This is a genomic window from Nocardia vaccinii NBRC 15922, from assembly GCF_001613305.1.
In the GTDB taxonomy this organism is placed as follows: domain Bacteria; phylum Actinomycetota; class Actinomycetes; order Mycobacteriales; family Mycobacteriaceae; genus Nocardia; species Nocardia vaccinii.
This window is the reverse complement of record NZ_BDCC01000033.1, coordinates 265986-280295: the sequence shown is the minus strand read 5'-3', so window position 1 is coordinate 280295 and position 14310 is coordinate 265986. Positions and strand designations below refer to the sequence as shown.

The window sequence follows — 14310 nt, the reverse complement described above, 5'->3', positions numbered from 1 at the left end:
CGGAGTGCAGTTTCTACCGGGCCATCAGCCGCCCTACGACCTGACCTACGACGACATCTTCCTCGTCCCGAATCGGACGGAAGTCACGTCCCGATTCGACGTCGACCTGTCGACCAGCGACGGGACGGGCACGACGATCCCGATCGTGGTGGCCAATATGACCGCGGTCGCCGGACGCCGGATGGCCGAGACGGTCGCCCGCCGCGGCGGCATCGTGGTGCTGCCGCAGGATCTACCGCTCGGTGCGGCCGCCGACACGATCTCCTTCGTGAAGACCCGCTCGCTGGTCGCCGACACCCCCGTGGTGCTGGGCCCGGATCATTCGGTCTCGGAAGCGCTGGCGCTGATCCACAAGCGTGCGCACGGCGCGGTCGTGGTCGTGGAGAACGGCCGCCCGATCGGCGTGGTCACCGAGGCAGCCTGCGCCGATGTGGACCGTTTCGCACGCCTGGGCAGCGTGGCCGAGACCGGATTCGTCACCGCCGCCGCCGACGCCTCACCGCGTGAGATCTTCGAGATCCTCGAAGCGCAGCACGCGCACCTCGCGGTGCTGCTGGCCGCGGACGGCACGCTCGCCGGTGTGCTCACCCGTACCGGCGCGGTCCGCACCGGCATCTACGACCCCGCGGTCGACGGGACCGGCAAGCTGCGCATCGCGGCGGCGGTCGGCATCAACGGCGACGTCCCGGCGAAGGCCAAGGCGCTGGTCGACGCCGGCGCCGACGTCCTGGTCATGGACACCGCGCACGGCCACCAGGTCAAGATGCTGGAGGCGCTGCGTTCGGTGGCCGATCTGCGCCTGGGCGTTCCGCTGGTGGCGGGCAATGTGGTCTCCGCCGAGGGCACCCGCGATCTGGCCGCGGCCGGAGCCGACATCATCAAGGTCGGCGTCGGGCCCGGCGCGATGTGCACCACCCGCATGATGACCGGCGTGGGCCGTCCGCAGTTCTCCGCCGTGGCCGAATGCTCCTCGGCCGCAAAGGATCTCGGCGTGCACATCTGGGCCGACGGCGGCGTGCGGCATCCGCGCGACGTCGCCCTGGCCATCGCCGCGGGCGCGTCGAACGTGATGATCGGCTCCTGGTTCGCCGGCACCTACGAATCCCCCGGCGACCTGCGCGTCGACCGTGACGGGAACGCCTACAAGACAAGTTTCGGCATGGCGTCCAAGCGTGCGGTCGCCGCGCGCACCGCCACCGACAACGCCTTCGACCGGGCCCGCAAGGCGCTGTTCGAGGAGGGCATCTCCTCCTCGCGGATGCTCCTGGATCCCGAGCGGCCGGGTGTGGAGGATCTCATCGACCACATCTGCTCGGGCGTGCGCAGCGCCTGCACCTACGCCGGGGCCCGCACGCTGGGCGAACTGCACGACAAGGCGGTGCTCGGCGTGCAGTCCGCGGCCGGATTCGCCGAGGGTCGCCCGCTGCCGTCGGGGTGGTGAAAGTTCCGATCGGCCGATGATTCGGGTCGCCACCGCGCGCCGCGGTGGCGACCTTCGCAGCGGTTGCCGGTAACATGAAGGTTGCCGGTCCGGGCACGAGGAAGGCCCGCGGCCGTGTCCGTACCGAAGAACAGCTTCCGCTTGCGAAAGGAACCAGTTGTCACCCGCGTCCGAGGGCGCCACTCAGGAGGGCTCCTCTACCGAGCCGGGTGACATACCCGGCGCCCCCGTAACCGCAGCAATTCCCGGACACCTCAGGCATCGGGGACGGTGTTGAGACGTGTCCGTGCTGCTCACGATTCTGAGTCTGGTGGGCTTCGTCGCGCTCACCGTCGGCACCGCACTGTTCGTCGCCGCCGAATTCTCACTCACCGCCCTGGAACGCAGCACCGTCGAGGCGCATGCCCGTGACGGTGACCGCCGCGCCCGCCAGGTCCGTCACGCACACCGGACACTGTCGTTCCAGCTGTCCGGCGCGCAGCTCGGCATCACCCTCACCACCCTGGTCACCGGTTATATCGCCGAACCCGTCCTGGCCCGGCTGATCGAACCGCTGTGCACTGCGCTGGGCGCGAGTCCGGGTGCCGCACAGGGTATTTCGCTGGTCATCTCGTTGGTCCTGGCCACCTCGCTGTCCATGGTCTACGGCGAACTGGTGCCGAAGAACATCGCCATCACCGCGCCGCTGGCCATCGCGCGCCTGACCGCGATCCCGATGATCACCTTCTCCACGTTCTTCTCCTGGTTGATCAAACTGCTCAACGGCACCGCCAACTGGGTGGTGCGGCAGCTGGGCATCGAACCCGCCGAGGAACTGCGCTCGGCGCGCTCCCCCGAGGAATTGGGGTCGCTGGTGCGCACTTCCGCCCTGCGCGGCGCACTGGATCTGCGCACCGCGCAGGTGGTGGGTCGTTCCCTGGAATTCGGCGAGCGCAGCGCCGAGGAATTGATGACGCCCCGGGTGAAGATCGAAACCCTGGATCAGGACGACACCATCGCCGATCTGATCGCCGCCGCGAACCGCACCGGATTCTCCCGATTCCCGGTGATCGACGGCGATCTTGACAACACCCTGGGCGTGGTGCACGTCAAACAGGCATTCGTGCATCCGGTCCGGGATCGCCGCCATATCGGATTGCGCGCCATCGCCCACCAGGTGCCGATCGTTCCGGCGAGCCTGGACGGTGACGCGGTGCTGGAACGGGTGCGCGCGGACGGTATGCAGGTGGCGCTGGTGGTCGACGAATACGGCGGCACCGCGGGCCTGGTGACGATGGAGGACATCATCGAGGAGATCCTCGGCGATGTGCGCGACGAGCACGACGAGGAGGAACTCGACGTGCGCCGCACCTCCTCGGGCTGGAACTGCTCGGGTCTGCTGCGCATCGACGAGGTCGCCCGCACCACCGGATACGACGCGCCCGAGGGTGAATACGAAACCCTCGGCGGTCTGGTGCTGACCCGGCTGGGCCGGATCCCCGAGACCGGTGACGAGGTTCTGCTGCCCGATCCCGGTACGGGACAACCGAATTCGAGTCGGATGCATTCCGGCGGCGGGTGGCTGGCCCGGGTGGAACGCATGGACGGGCGCCGGATCGACCGGGTACTGCTGCAACCGGTGGACGCCGCCGCGGTGACGGATTGGGAGCTCAGCCATGGGTGATCTGTTCGGTGTGCTGCTGACGCTGGTGCTGCTGGGCTGCAATGCCTTCTTCGTCGGCGCGGAATTCGCACTCATCTCCGCCCGCCGCGACCGGCTCGAAGCCTTGCAGGCACAGGGCAAACGTGGTGCGGTGACGGTCATCCGGGCCGGCGAGCACCTGTCGATGATGCTGGCCGCCGCACAGCTGGGCATCACCATCGCCTCGCTGCTGCTGGGCCGGATCGGCGAACCGGCCATCGCGCATCTGTTGACACGGCCCTTCGATCTGGCCCACGTACCCGAACAGCTGCTGCATCCGATCTCGTTCGCGCTGTCGCTGTGCCTGGTGGTGATGCTGCATATGCTGCTGGGTGAGATGATCCCGAAGAACATCGCCCTGGCCGGGCCGGAACGCGTTGCGCTACTTCTGGTTCCGGTGATGTTGATCTGGCTGCGGCTGGCCCGTCCGGTGATCGTGTTCTACAACCTGGCCGCGAATCTGTCGCTGCGGGCACTGCGGATCGAGCCCAAGGACGAGCTGGACACCACGGTCTCGTCGGTGGAGCTGGCCGAGATGCTCGGGGAATCCCGTTCGGAGGGTTTGATCGACGAGGAGGAGCATCGTCGTCTCACCCAGGCGCTGGGCACCACCGACCGCATCGTCGCCGATGTGATGGTGCCGCTGGCCAAGACCCGGTGCGTGCCCCTGCGCGGGGACGGAACCACCCTCGGCGATATCGAATCCGCGGTCGCCGAGACGGGTTTCTCCCGATATCCGGTGCGCACCGAAGACGGTTCGCTGGTCGGCTACCTGCATGTGAAGGATGTGCTGGACAAGGTCGCCGACGACGATGCGGGCCCGGCCACGCCGATCCCCCGCGCCGATATCCGCCCACTGCCGACGGTCAGCATGGGCACCACCCTGTACGAGGCGCTCTCGCGGCTGCGACGTACCAGCAGTCATCTCGGGCGCGCGGTCGACAGCCGCGGCAACACCGTCGGTATCGTCGCGCTCGAGGATCTGGTCGAGGAGTTCGTGGGCACGGTCCGCGACGCCACCCACCGGATCGCGGAATGAGAGCCGCGATGACCGGTTCGGCCCACGATTTCCTGCCCGAGTCGCGGTGGCGCGCCCGCGCGCGGGTGCACCGCGACCGGGTCGATGCTCTCGTCGGTCCGTATCTGCGACACCGGTCGGCAGGGTCGAAACATCCGGTCATCGACTTCCTGTTCACCTACTACGGGCACAAACCGGCCCAATTGCGCCGCTGGCATCCGGGTTACGGCGTGGCGCTGGAGAACGCCCGGGAATACGACGGCGCGCGAGGGTACCGGCATCAGGAGACCGCCTCGGGCGCGGGCGCCTGGGCTGCCGATGCCGCATACCTGCTGCGCCGCCGCGACACCATCGAGTTCGTGGCGGACCTGTTGTGCGCCACCGCATCCCGCCCCGCCCGACTGTCCTGTTTCGGGCTGCACGAATGGGCGATGGTGTATCGCTCGCGGGAGGTCCGCCATCAGCAGGTGCCCCTGCGCCTCGGCCACGCCGGCACCGATGCCGTGGTGGAGTCGATGTCGTTGCGCTGCACCCATTTCGACGCCTTCCGGTTCTTCACCCCCGACGCGGTCCCGCGCAACACCGATCCGCTGACCCGCGACGGCCGAGTCCTGCGCGAACAACCCGGCTGCCTGCACGCCAATATGGACTTGTACAAATGGGCCTTCAAACTCGTCCCGCTGGTCGAGTCGGGCCTGCTGCTGGACTGCTTCGAACTCGCCTGCTCCGCACGCGAACTCGATATGCGCGCAAGTCCCTACGACCTGTCCGAGTACGGCTACGAGCCGATCGCCATCGAAACCCCTTCCGGGCGAGCCGACTACGTCCGCCGGCAATCCGAGATCGCGGAGCACGCCGATGGCCTGCGCGCCCGGCTGATCACCGCGTGCCGGGACCTGCTCGCCCGTATCCCCGAAGACGTTCGAGCGTCCTAGACAGCTGAACCCGCCGAATCATCGAAACGGATACGGTTGCGGCGCGAGGGTCAACGAGGGCTTGCCGAACAGCTCCGGCCGCGAGTCGTACGGTGCGATCAGCAACGGGATTTCACGCAACTCGGCCAATGTGCGCGGCAGTCCACCGAGCGCGCAGATGATCCGCATGGTGGTCCCGTCGTCGAACTCGGCACCGACCGTTCCGGCGGCCTCGACAGCCGCACGCACCTCGGCGGGCACCTCGGCGAGATCGTCGAGATCGGATTCGTCCCGGGAGTGGAAGAACAGCGTCTCCCCGTCGATCGCGTAGCCGAAGTTGATATGCCCGGTAATCGCGACACTACTGATGGCGGCCGCCGCACCAGCGGTGGACAGCGCCGACACCGCCTCCGGGCGCTGTTCTAGGTGCCACAGACAACTGGTCTCACCCAGGTCGTCGTAGATGAACGTCCATTCGCCGACGCGCCCGGCGATGAGCACCACGGTCGGGTTCAGCGGTTCGATCGCGGCCCTGGCCAATGACGCCCGGTCGCCGGGGCTGCGGGCGGGTAGCTCACACGGCCGGATGTCCTGCCGGTCTACGCCCAGCAGCGCCAGCGCATCGGCCGGGTCCAGATCACGCACGATGTGCACCAGGTGGTTCGGATCGTATTCCTCCCCCGCGAGCGCGGTCACCCAAGTGGGACAACCGTTTTCGTCCAGCTGATCCGGGGAGAAGTAGAGTTCTGGCATACCTGCGATGATCCGGTATCGCGGCGCGTCCCGCATGTCGGCACGGACTCGCGCCGAGTGCGACCGACGGGCCGAGGCACCCGGCGGCCACCGGGAAGGACTCGCACAGGGCGGTACGGACAGCCGATGACCAGGGGTTTGCCGAACCGACACACGTACCGGGAATGAGAACGATCCGCGCACCGTTGGGCGTGAATATGACAGATGAGACGGTAGAGCTGAGCCCAACGGACTGGGTACAGGATCAGACGAAGAAGATCCTCGACACGGGCACCACCGAGGGCATCGAGGTCGTCGGGTCGCCGATCGTGCTGTTGACGTTGCGCGGCGCGAAGAGCGGCAAGTTGCGGTACACGCCGGTGATGCGGGTGGAGCACGACGGTCACTACGCGGTCGTCGCCTCCAAGGGCGGCGCACCCGAGCACCCGGTCTGGTACTACAACATCAAGGCGCATCCGGAGTTCCCGCTCCAGGACGGCACCGTGACCAAGGACTACGTCGCCCGCGAGGTCGAGGGTGACGAACGCGCCGTGTGGTGGGAGCGCGCCGTCGCCGCCTACCCGCCCTACGCGGAATACCAAACCAAGACCGATCGGCTGATCCCGGTCTTCGTCCTCGATCCGAAGTAGCGGGAATTTTTCGCTCGAATTCGGTTGCCACACAAGCGATTGCCGGTCCGGTCGAATGACCGGGCCGGCTTTTCGTTCAACGGGTCGTCGCCGGACGGGCCCCGCGACGCAACCCGTCCACCAGAACGCTCACCATGTGCTGGTTGTAGGTCAGATCCTCGCCGGGAACGGGCTGGCAGAGCAGCGCCACCGCGTGCACCAGTTCGCGCGGGCCGATATCGTCGCGGATCTCGCCGGTCGCGACCGCCGCGTCGATGAGGTCGCCGAGTACGGGCTCGAGCCGCTTCAGCAGGCGCCCGGCCAGATCGTCGAACTTCGGTGCGTCCGAATGTATGGCCGCCGCGAGTCCTCGTTTGGTTCCGACGAATTCGGTGAGCCGGTACAACCACTTCGCCAGCGCCTCGGCCGGGTCGTGGGCGGCGGACAGAACCGGGCCCGCCGCCACGCACACGTCGATCTCGCGTTCCAGTACGGCCGCGACCAGATCGGACCGCTGCGGGAAGTGCCGATACAACGTGCCGACGCCGACTCCCGCACGATCGGTGATCTCCTTCGCGGGGGCGTCCACGCCCGAGACCGCGAAGACGCCCTTGGCCGCTTCGAGTAGCGCGTCGACATTGCGTTGCGCGTCGGCCCGGCGGCGGCGCGGCGCGGCCACACCCGCGTCGCTGCTCGGATCCTCGCCGGTCAACAGCTCTTCATCGGTCAATTCGATACCTCACTTGCCTAACCGGAAAAGTTTTCCGTATAGTTCCGGAATAGCTTTCCGCTTAGGTCGAGCGTACGACACAACGTGATCGGCGACCACATCCGTCCCCTATCCCAGGAGCTATCCATGCAGTACCGCACACTCGGCCGCACCGGCATCAGGGTGAGTCCGTACGCGCTCGGCGCCCTGATGTTCGCCACCAGCGTGGGCAATCCGGACCCCGACGACTCGGCCCGCATCATCCACCGGGCGCTGGACTCGGGAATCAACTTCATCGACACCGCCGACGCCTACGGCGACTCGGAAGAGGTTGTGGGCAAAGCACTTCGAGGACGCCGGGACGGTGTCGTCCTCGCCACCAAGGTGAGCCGCCCGATGGGCCAGGACCCCAATCGGCAGGGCACCTCGCGGCGCTGGATCGTGACCGAGGTCGAGAATTCGCTGCGCCGTCTACAGACCGATCACATCGATCTCTACCAGATCCACAGGCTGGATCCGGAAACCGACATCGAGGAAACCCTCTCGGCGCTGTCCGATCTGATCCGCAGCGGAAAGGTTCGCGCAATCGGGTCCTCCAACACTCCGCCCTCGGACATCATCGAGGCCCAGTGGGTCGCCGAACGGCGCGGATACGAGCGCTTCCGCACCGAACAGCCGCCCTATTCGATCCTCAACCGCGAAATCGAGCGTGAGGTCCTGCCGATCGCGCAACGCTACGGAATGGGCGTGGTGACCTGGGGCCCCCTCGGTCAGGGCCTGCTCACCGGCCGCATCCGCAAGGGGCAGGAGTCCGATGTGCGCCGCGCCGGAATGTTCAAATCGCTCAACGACGAACGCCGCATAGAGGTGGTCGAACAGCTCATCCCGCTCGCGGCCGAGGCGGGCATGCCGCTGGTCCATCTGGCCATGGCGTTCACCATCGCTCACCCCAGCGTGACCAGCGCACTGCTCGGCGCGCGCACCATGGACCAGCTCGAGGGTCTGCTCAGCGGAATCGAGGTCACCCTCGGCGACGACATCCTCGACCGCATCGATGAGATCGTCCCGCCCGGCACCGACATCGGCAGCCTCGACCAGGCATATCAGCCCCCGGCCCTGCTGCATCCGCACCTGCGCCGCCGACCGGTGAGCGAGCGCAGCGCCGCCTGAGGCACCAGTTCACCAGCGTTCCCCGGCCTGGCGATTCGATCAGGCCAGGGAGAGCAAGAGTCCCTCCAGCTTCTTCGCAGCCGAGCGGCCGAGCCCGCTTTTTGAACATACCCCCGGGGGTATGTTACCGTCGAAATAACATCCCCCCGGGGATATTTTCACCGAACCGAATCCGGTGCGATGGAAGGAAAGGAACCTCATGTCCGCACCCACCCACGATGCGCACGCCTCCCGCTACGGCGTCGAGGTGCTGCGCGAACTCACCCCGCAACACCGCGCGCTGCGCCAGGCCATCCCCGAGGTCTACCGGGGCTTCGGCGAACTCAGCAGCGCCGCATTCGCACCGGGAGCACTCGACCGCAAGACCAAGGAGCTGATCGCGCTGGCGATCGGCGTGGTCGAGGGGTGCGATGGCTGCATCGCCTCGCACGGGCAGGCCGCCGCCCGCGCCGGGGCCACTCGCCAGGAAGCCGCCGAGGCGATCGGCGTCACCTTCCTCATGCACGGCGGGCCGGCCACCATTTACGGGGCACGTGCCTACGAAGCGTTCTGCGAGTTCGCCGACGCCCTCGAGGACGCTCCAGCGTGAACGATCACGGAAAGGAACGACATGTGCAGCCCGATTCGGTGTAGAACCTGTGGTAAGACGACATGGTCCGGCTGCGGGCGGCACATCGACCAGGTCCGCGCACGAGTCCCCGCCGGGCAGTGGTGCCCCGGCCACTCCACCGACAGCGGCTCCGACCCCAACCACAGAAATCCATTGCGCCGGTTATTCGGCCGATAGGAAGCAGGTGATGTGATGCAAACCGATCCGACATTGTCCGCCACGGTGCGCGCATCCTTCGACGACGCGGTCGAGCGGACCCGGAAAGCACTGTCGCAGCAGGGTTTCGGCGTGCTCACCGAAATCGATGTGCGGGCGACGATGCGGGCGAAACTCGACGCGGAGATGGAGAACTATCTCATTCTCGGCGCGTGCAATCCGCCGCTCGCACATCGAGCACTCGACGTCGAACGCCGCCTCGGCCTGCTGTTGCCGTGCAACGTCGTCGTTCGCGATGCCGATGCGGAAACCGTGCTGGTCGAGGCCGCGGACCCGCGCATGATGTCCGGTCTCATCGACGTTCCCGAGGTCGCCGAGGTGGCCGAGGAGGCGACCGGCCGGCTTCGAGAGGCCATCCGGGCACTCACCGAGGAGTAGCCGGCCGATCGTCGAGCAGCCCGGCCGAGCCGGATCCGCCGTACTCAGGGGATGACGACCGGCCCGGCGAGCGGGGCCGGGTCGTCGGCCCAGCGATGGCCGGTCTCGCGCGGCGTACGGCTGTGCTCGGTCCACGCCGACAGCAGTTCGGCGACCTTGCTGTGCATGATGGTGCGCAGCCGGTCGAAGGAGTTCTCCGGATTGTCGTCGACCTGGCCGAGCAGCAGCCACCAGGCCCAGGCCACGGCGCCGGCATTGGCGACGAAATCGGGCAGTACCGGGACGCCGCGAGCGGCGAGCATGGCCTCCGCCTCCGGTGTGGTGGCGGCGTTCGCGGCCTCGACGATGATGCGCGCGGTGATATCGAACGAGTTGTCCGGCGTGATCGCGTACGAGATCGCCGCCGGGACAAGGATATCGGCGTCCATGGACAGGATCGCGGCGCGCGGCAGTTGCTCGATGCCCTCCGGCAGACGCGTGCGGTCGATCTCGCCGAAACCGTCACGCAGGCCCAGCAGCGCCGGGACGTCCAGCCCCTCGGCGCGGTACAGAGTGCCCGCGGCGTCGGCCAGTGCGGTGACCGTCATCCCGGCCTCGTGCAGATAGTAGGCAGCGGCGCCGCCCATCGTGCCGATGCCCTGGATCGCGACGGTCGTCTCCGCGGGCGACTGCCCCCAGGACACCGCCGCGGCCAGACAGGCGTGCGCGACCCCGTATCCGCCGATCACGTCACCGAGCAGGAATCCGCCGTCGACCGCCGCGTTTAGCCCGTTCCGGACTCGTTCCAGCGTCGCGGCCGGATCATCGGCGCGCCGAATCGCGGCGTGGTAGCTCTGGCCCAGCCCCAGCTTCTCGAAGACCTCGTCGATCAGGTGCTGTGGGACTCCCAGATCCTCGGCGGTCACCCAGTGCGCGTCGATCCAGGGGCGCATGGCCTCGCAGAACCGCTCCAGCACCGCTACCGCGCGCGGGTCCTTGGGGTCGAAGTCGATGCCGCCCTTGGCGCCGCCGACCGGCAGATCGAAGGTGGCGGTCTTGTTCGCCATACCGCGAGCCAGATCCTCGACCTCGGTCAAGGTACAACCCGCCCGCATCCGGGTGCCCCCGGTGGCCAGTCCCGACCGCAGGGTGTGCACAACGAGGTAGCCGACCGCGCCCGTGAGCGAATCCGTCCACTGCAGGCGCATGTACGGCTCGGGGCGGCGGACCGCGGCAGGGGCGACCGTTTCGGTCGGTAGGGCCGGAACGGTCTGTGCGGTCACGTGCGGGGTCCCCCCGACCGGCTCCTGTAGCGTCGTCACAGCGATCGCCTCCTCTTCGTCCTCGCGCCCGCCACCGACCCGAGGGCGGAGGGCACATGTTCTCCCGGTTCGGACCTCGTCGTCCCGGCCGAACTTTCACATCCGGCGCGCCTCCAGCCTGCGGCTAAACCTGTTTGTGCGTCCATTTACGGTTCATTAACGGAGGTTTTCAGCGTTCCTGCAGAGCGCTCGATCGCGCTCGGCGAGAAGCGACCGTCCGCCTTTAGGCTCGATGTCATGGATCTGTCGCTGGCCCGCTTGCGGATGTTGCGTGAGTTGAACCGACGCGGAACGATCACGGCGACCGCGAACGCGCTGCACTACACGGCTTCGGCGGTATCTCAGCAGCTCGCGCAGCTCGAACGTGATGTCGGCACACGGCTGTTCGAGCGGCGGGGTCGCCGAGTACAGCTCACCGACCTCGGGGTGCTGCTCGCCGAGCACGCCGAGGAAATCCTCGCCGCGGTCGAGCGCGCGACCCAGGCGCTCGAGGAGGCCGGTGAATCGGTGACGGCCAAGGTCACCGCCGGGGTGTGGGCGTCGGTGGCGTCCGGTCTGCTCCCCGACGCGCTCACCACTCTCGCCCGCACCCATCCGGGCATTCTGGTACGGACCAAGGAACTGGCCCCGGAAGCCACGGCCGCGGCGGTCCGTGACGGCGCGCTGGATCTGTCCTTCGTCCTGGAATACTCGAATTACCCGATGACCTGGGACCGGGATCTGCAACGCACGGTCATCGCCGTCGAGCGGCTGCACGCCGCGGTTCCGGCCGACGCGGTGGCGATGGCCGGTGTGACACTGACCGATCTGGCTGAACATCCGTGGATTCTCGCGCCCGCCCGGTCCCATTTCGGGCACGCGGTCCGGCTGGCGTTCCAGTCCGCCGGGCTCGCCCCCCGAATCGATCACGAGGTGGAAGAGCAGGCCACCGCGATGGCGATGGTCGCGGCCGGACTGGGCGTCACCCTGGTCTCCGATCTCGGCCTTGCGCTGCGCCCACCGGGAGTGGACATCCTCCCGCTCGGCGATTCACTCACCCGGACCGTATCGCTGGCCTACCGCACCAACACCGCGCGTCGAGCCGCCCTGCTGCTCGTCGTGGACGCGATCCGGACCACCGCCGCCGCCAAGGGCCTGGCCGCCGATCCCACCACACTGCCCGCCCCGGCCGAGACCAGCGCGCCGGACCCGCCCGAGGCCACCAACGGAAGCTTCGGGCACGCTTGACCACCGGCGCTCAGGACCCCTTGACGAACCGCAGATAGAGCGCGCCGAAGATGAGGACGATCATCGCCGGCACGTAGACCACGACGATCGCCTGCCTCCCCATTTCCTCGTTGTACACCGGTCTTCGCCGCGAGGTCACCGGATCGGCCGTCCCGTCACGGTTCGGAAATTCGTTTGAACCCCGGGGCGTCGCCGTGGCGTCATGGAGGGCGATGAAACAGCAACGCCCCGGCACCGCGCGATCCGTCACCGACGGACTCAAACTGCATCGGCATCCGATGCGGGCGCACGGCCCTGTCCGCACCGTGATCACCCTGCGCCCTGGGACGCGAGTCCAGTTCAGCACCAACCGTTTTCACGAAACCTGGCATGTGCTCTCCGACGATCACGGCGCGCGGTTGCTGGCACGGCTGCTGTGGGGTCTGTCGTATCAGGCGCGGCCGGGCACGGTCGTTCTGATCGACCGCCCGTTCCTGCGGCCGACCCCGTTCGACGCCGATCCGGCCGACCCGATCGTCCTGGTTCCCGGCTGGTGCACGACATTCGACGAGCACGCGGCGCGAAACCTGAAAAACCTTCTGCCCCTGACAAATCCGGAAGGCACGGTGCGTTGGCGGTCCTTCGGCCTGGACCGGACGCTCGAGCCCGCAACACTGGACGTCTGGTGGGATACTCGGTGGCATCGCCACCGTCACCGGCGGGACATCGGCACGGTGGCCCGACGCGCCGGACTGCTCGTCCTCACCCCCGGCGCACCCGACGAATGCCGCGCGTGGGCCTTACAGACGGCCGGTCTCGACACCACCAACGCCTACGGCACCGACCACACCTACCTCGGCCCCTGGAATCGGGGGTACGACGGGGAGATCCAGATCTTCCGGCGATTCGGCCCGATGGTGAATATCGCCACACAGGCCCGGGCGCAGGTGCTGTCCGCCGCCGAAGCACCGACGGGCCCGGACGAACTGCGCGCGGCCGTCTGGGATGAGGCCGAAACCATCAGGGGCGAAGAGCATTTGAGAGTGCGGGTGTTTCGCGACCGCACCTGGACGCTCGGATACGCGGCCGCGGAGATGCTGGACCGTGCCGATGTGCACTCGCTCGAGGATCTGGCGGCGATCGGCGCGGTCGAGGCGTATCGACGCATGCGCGCGGCGGGAGTCCGCGGGCTGGACCCGCGGATGTTGTGGGCGATGGAGGGTGCGCTGATCCACCGCGACCGTCGCGGCATCCCGCTCGAACGACGCCGCGAACTGCTGGCCGAACTCGGCGACGAACCGCCTGGACTGCCGTCACGCCGACGGTCCCGTTCCGGCCGGGTTCCGCACCGTCACCGCGTCGGTGCACCGAAGATGTTCCGCACCAACTGATTTCAACGATCCGCTCGGCCGGATCGAAACCCCCGGCAGTTCAGGCGGAGCGGAGGGATTCGATTCGCGCCAGCGTCCGGGCGCTGCCGTCGACCTCGAGCTGTACCTGCAACGCGGACTCACCACGCCAGGTGCGGATCAGCACATCGTCACCGGCCATCACGGGACCGGCGTGTTCGAGGATGACGCGATACGGCATTTCCCGCGGATGTCGCGCCAGCGCCTCCTCGATCGCCTCCCAGTGCACCGCGTTGTTGACATGGCCGTAGCGGTCCACATCGGTGACCCGCAGCGGAAACGCCCAGCGCTCGCCGTCGCCGTCGGCGCGTTCGGCGAGCGCGGAACGCCAGCGCAGCCGGTGTTCCGTGGTCGCCGCGAGCATCGGCGCCATGAAACGGTCGCTCATCCGGGCCGGCCGTCCGGCCTCGAGGTCGACGTGGATGAGGAACATCTCGGACTCGATCAGCCCACCGTTCTCGCCGCGGACCTGGATGCGCATATTGCACCATCGGTTCGACAGCGCGGACGGCCATCGCCGCAGGTGCACCCGATCACCGAATTCGATCGGCGCGAGCATATCGATCACGGTGCGCCGCGCGATCCACCCCTGATGCAGATCTCCCTCGTCCACCGCCTGCAGATGGTCGTACCCCACGTCTTGCAGGTACCGAGCCACCGCGTCGAGCCGCAACCGCGCGTCACCGTCGGTATCCCCCAGCCGGACCGGCCATTCCTCGTGAAACGCCCGGTCCTCGTCCGCACACGGCGGCAGTGGAAATGCGATGTCCACGGACCGGTCGGCGGTGGCGGCGACGCTCATGAACGCTCCTTTCGCAGGTCATGGACGAGCGTACCGACCGGCACCCTCCGGACCCGGCACCCACCCCTCCGAGCCGCCGGCGCTGTTCCTCGAA

General features: G+C 67.9%; 15 protein-coding genes. 11 read left to right on the top strand and 4 right to left on the bottom strand.

Features of this window, described 5'->3' with window-relative positions; genetic code table 11:
- Positions 1-4 precede the first annotated feature (4 nt).
- The 4 genes from NV1_RS22585 (at position 5) to NV1_RS22570 (ending at position 5075) form a co-directional block, all read left to right on the top strand.
- Positions 5-1441, top strand: coding sequence for a GuaB1 family IMP dehydrogenase-related protein (locus tag NV1_RS22585; RefSeq protein ID WP_067894524.1), 1437 nt, complete (start codon positions 5-7; stop codon positions 1439-1441).
- A 280-nt stretch (positions 1442-1721) separates the two neighbouring features.
- Entirely contained in the window at positions 1722-3104 is a 1383-nt protein-coding gene (locus NV1_RS22580) for a hemolysin family protein (protein ID WP_067894521.1), read from the top strand.
- Positions 3097-4161 (top strand): hemolysin family protein, encoded by a 1065-nt coding sequence (locus NV1_RS22575; protein WP_067894518.1) that lies wholly within the window; start codon positions 3097-3099, stop codon positions 4159-4161. Before NV1_RS22580 ends, NV1_RS22575 begins: the two co-directional genes overlap by 8 nt.
- An 8-nt stretch (positions 4162-4169) precedes the next feature.
- On the top strand, positions 4170-5075 hold the full coding sequence (locus NV1_RS22570) for a 3-methyladenine DNA glycosylase (protein ID WP_067894515.1): 906 nt from the start codon (positions 4170-4172) through the stop codon (positions 5073-5075).
- An 18-nt stretch (positions 5076-5093) separates the two neighbouring features.
- On the opposite strand, the gene NV1_RS22565 is transcribed toward NV1_RS22570, so the two are convergent.
- The gene (locus tag NV1_RS22565) at positions 5094-5807 is read right to left on the bottom strand and encodes a hypothetical protein (protein ID WP_157117238.1); all 714 of its coding nucleotides are present in this window, start codon (positions 5805-5807) and stop codon (positions 5094-5096) included.
- Between the two features lie 197 nt (positions 5808-6004).
- Here NV1_RS22565 and NV1_RS22560 point away from each other — a divergent pair, with 197 nt between their 5' ends.
- On the top strand, positions 6005-6436 hold the full coding sequence (locus NV1_RS22560; protein ID WP_067894797.1) for a nitroreductase family deazaflavin-dependent oxidoreductase: 432 nt from the start codon (positions 6005-6007) through the stop codon (positions 6434-6436).
- A gap of 76 nt (positions 6437-6512) precedes the next feature.
- Here NV1_RS22560 and NV1_RS22555 read toward each other — a convergent pair whose 3' ends face one another.
- Positions 6513-7145: a TetR/AcrR family transcriptional regulator gene (locus tag NV1_RS22555; RefSeq protein WP_245713861.1), complete on the bottom strand. Its 633-nt coding sequence runs from the start codon at positions 7143-7145 to the stop codon at positions 6513-6515.
- A gap of 126 nt (positions 7146-7271) precedes the next feature.
- Between NV1_RS22555 and NV1_RS22550 the strand changes: the two genes are divergently transcribed.
- From NV1_RS22550 to NV1_RS22540, 4 genes are all read left to right on the top strand, one after another.
- Positions 7272-8294 carry an aldo/keto reductase gene (locus NV1_RS22550; RefSeq protein WP_067894509.1) on the top strand — a complete coding sequence of 341 codons (1023 nt, stop codon included), beginning with the start codon at positions 7272-7274 and terminating at the stop codon, positions 8292-8294.
- A gap of 199 nt (positions 8295-8493) precedes the next feature.
- Positions 8494-8883, top strand: a complete 390-nt coding sequence (locus NV1_RS22545) for a carboxymuconolactone decarboxylase family protein (protein WP_067894506.1) — start codon at positions 8494-8496, stop codon at positions 8881-8883.
- Between the two features lie 21 nt (positions 8884-8904).
- Positions 8905-9081: a DUF8730 family Cys-rich protein gene (locus NV1_RS47275; protein ID WP_507762137.1), complete on the top strand. Its 177-nt coding sequence runs from the start codon at positions 8905-8907 to the stop codon at positions 9079-9081.
- A gap of 15 nt (positions 9082-9096) precedes the next feature.
- Positions 9097-9498, top strand: coding sequence for a DUF302 domain-containing protein (locus NV1_RS22540; protein WP_067894503.1), 402 nt, complete (start codon positions 9097-9099; stop codon positions 9496-9498).
- Between the two features lie 44 nt (positions 9499-9542).
- Here NV1_RS22540 and NV1_RS22535 read toward each other — a convergent pair whose 3' ends face one another.
- Positions 9543-10685 carry a Glu/Leu/Phe/Val dehydrogenase dimerization domain-containing protein gene (locus tag NV1_RS22535; RefSeq protein WP_067894791.1) on the bottom strand — a complete coding sequence of 381 codons (1143 nt, stop codon included), beginning with the start codon at positions 10683-10685 and terminating at the stop codon, positions 9543-9545.
- Between the two features lie 351 nt (positions 10686-11036).
- On the opposite strand from NV1_RS22535, the gene NV1_RS22530 reads away from it, so the two are divergent.
- Both NV1_RS22530 and NV1_RS22525 read left to right on the top strand, forming a co-directional pair.
- Complete coding sequence (locus tag NV1_RS22530) at positions 11037-12026, top strand: LysR family transcriptional regulator (RefSeq protein ID WP_067894500.1); 990 nt, start codon at positions 11037-11039, stop codon at positions 12024-12026.
- A gap of 212 nt (positions 12027-12238) precedes the next feature.
- On the top strand, positions 12239-13396 hold the full coding sequence (locus NV1_RS22525) for a TfoX/Sxy family DNA transformation protein (RefSeq protein WP_067894497.1): 1158 nt from the start codon (positions 12239-12241) through the stop codon (positions 13394-13396).
- Positions 13397-13436: 40 nt separating this feature from the next.
- Here the strand turns inward: NV1_RS22525 and NV1_RS22520 are convergent, their stop codons facing one another.
- Positions 13437-14216 carry an acyl-[acyl-carrier-protein] thioesterase gene (locus NV1_RS22520; RefSeq protein ID WP_084525631.1) on the bottom strand — a complete coding sequence of 260 codons (780 nt, stop codon included), beginning with the start codon at positions 14214-14216 and terminating at the stop codon, positions 13437-13439.
- Between the last annotated feature and the right edge of the window lie 94 nt (positions 14217-14310).

Excerpts from the sequence above, each read along its gene's own strand:
- NV1_RS22575 (WP_067894518.1), top strand. The coding sequence starts at position 3,097 with ATGGGTGATCTGTTCGGTGTGCTGCTGACGCTGGTGCTGCTGGGCTGC.
- NV1_RS22570 (WP_067894515.1), top strand. The coding sequence starts at position 4,170 with ATGACCGGTTCGGCCCACGATTTCCTGCCCGAGTCGCGGTGGCGCGCC.
- NV1_RS22565 (WP_157117238.1), bottom strand. The coding sequence starts at position 5,807 with ATGCCAGAACTCTACTTCTCCCCGGATCAGCTGGACGAAAACGGTTGT.
- NV1_RS22560 (WP_067894797.1), top strand. The coding sequence starts at position 6,005 with ATGACAGATGAGACGGTAGAGCTGAGCCCAACGGACTGGGTACAGGAT.
- NV1_RS22550 (WP_067894509.1), top strand. The coding sequence starts at position 7,272 with ATGCAGTACCGCACACTCGGCCGCACCGGCATCAGGGTGAGTCCGTAC.
- NV1_RS22545 (WP_067894506.1), top strand. The coding sequence starts at position 8,494 with ATGTCCGCACCCACCCACGATGCGCACGCCTCCCGCTACGGCGTCGAG.
- NV1_RS47275 (WP_507762137.1), top strand. The coding sequence starts at position 8,905 with ATGTGCAGCCCGATTCGGTGTAGAACCTGTGGTAAGACGACATGGTCC.
- NV1_RS22540 (WP_067894503.1), top strand. The coding sequence starts at position 9,097 with ATGCAAACCGATCCGACATTGTCCGCCACGGTGCGCGCATCCTTCGAC.
- NV1_RS22535 (WP_067894791.1), bottom strand. The coding sequence starts at position 10,685 with ATGCGCCTGCAGTGGACGGATTCGCTCACGGGCGCGGTCGGCTACCTC.
- NV1_RS22530 (WP_067894500.1), top strand. The coding sequence starts at position 11,037 with ATGGATCTGTCGCTGGCCCGCTTGCGGATGTTGCGTGAGTTGAACCGA.
- NV1_RS22525 (WP_067894497.1), top strand. The coding sequence starts at position 12,239 with ATGAAACAGCAACGCCCCGGCACCGCGCGATCCGTCACCGACGGACTC.
- NV1_RS22520 (WP_084525631.1), bottom strand. The coding sequence starts at position 14,216 with ATGAGCGTCGCCGCCACCGCCGACCGGTCCGTGGACATCGCATTTCCA.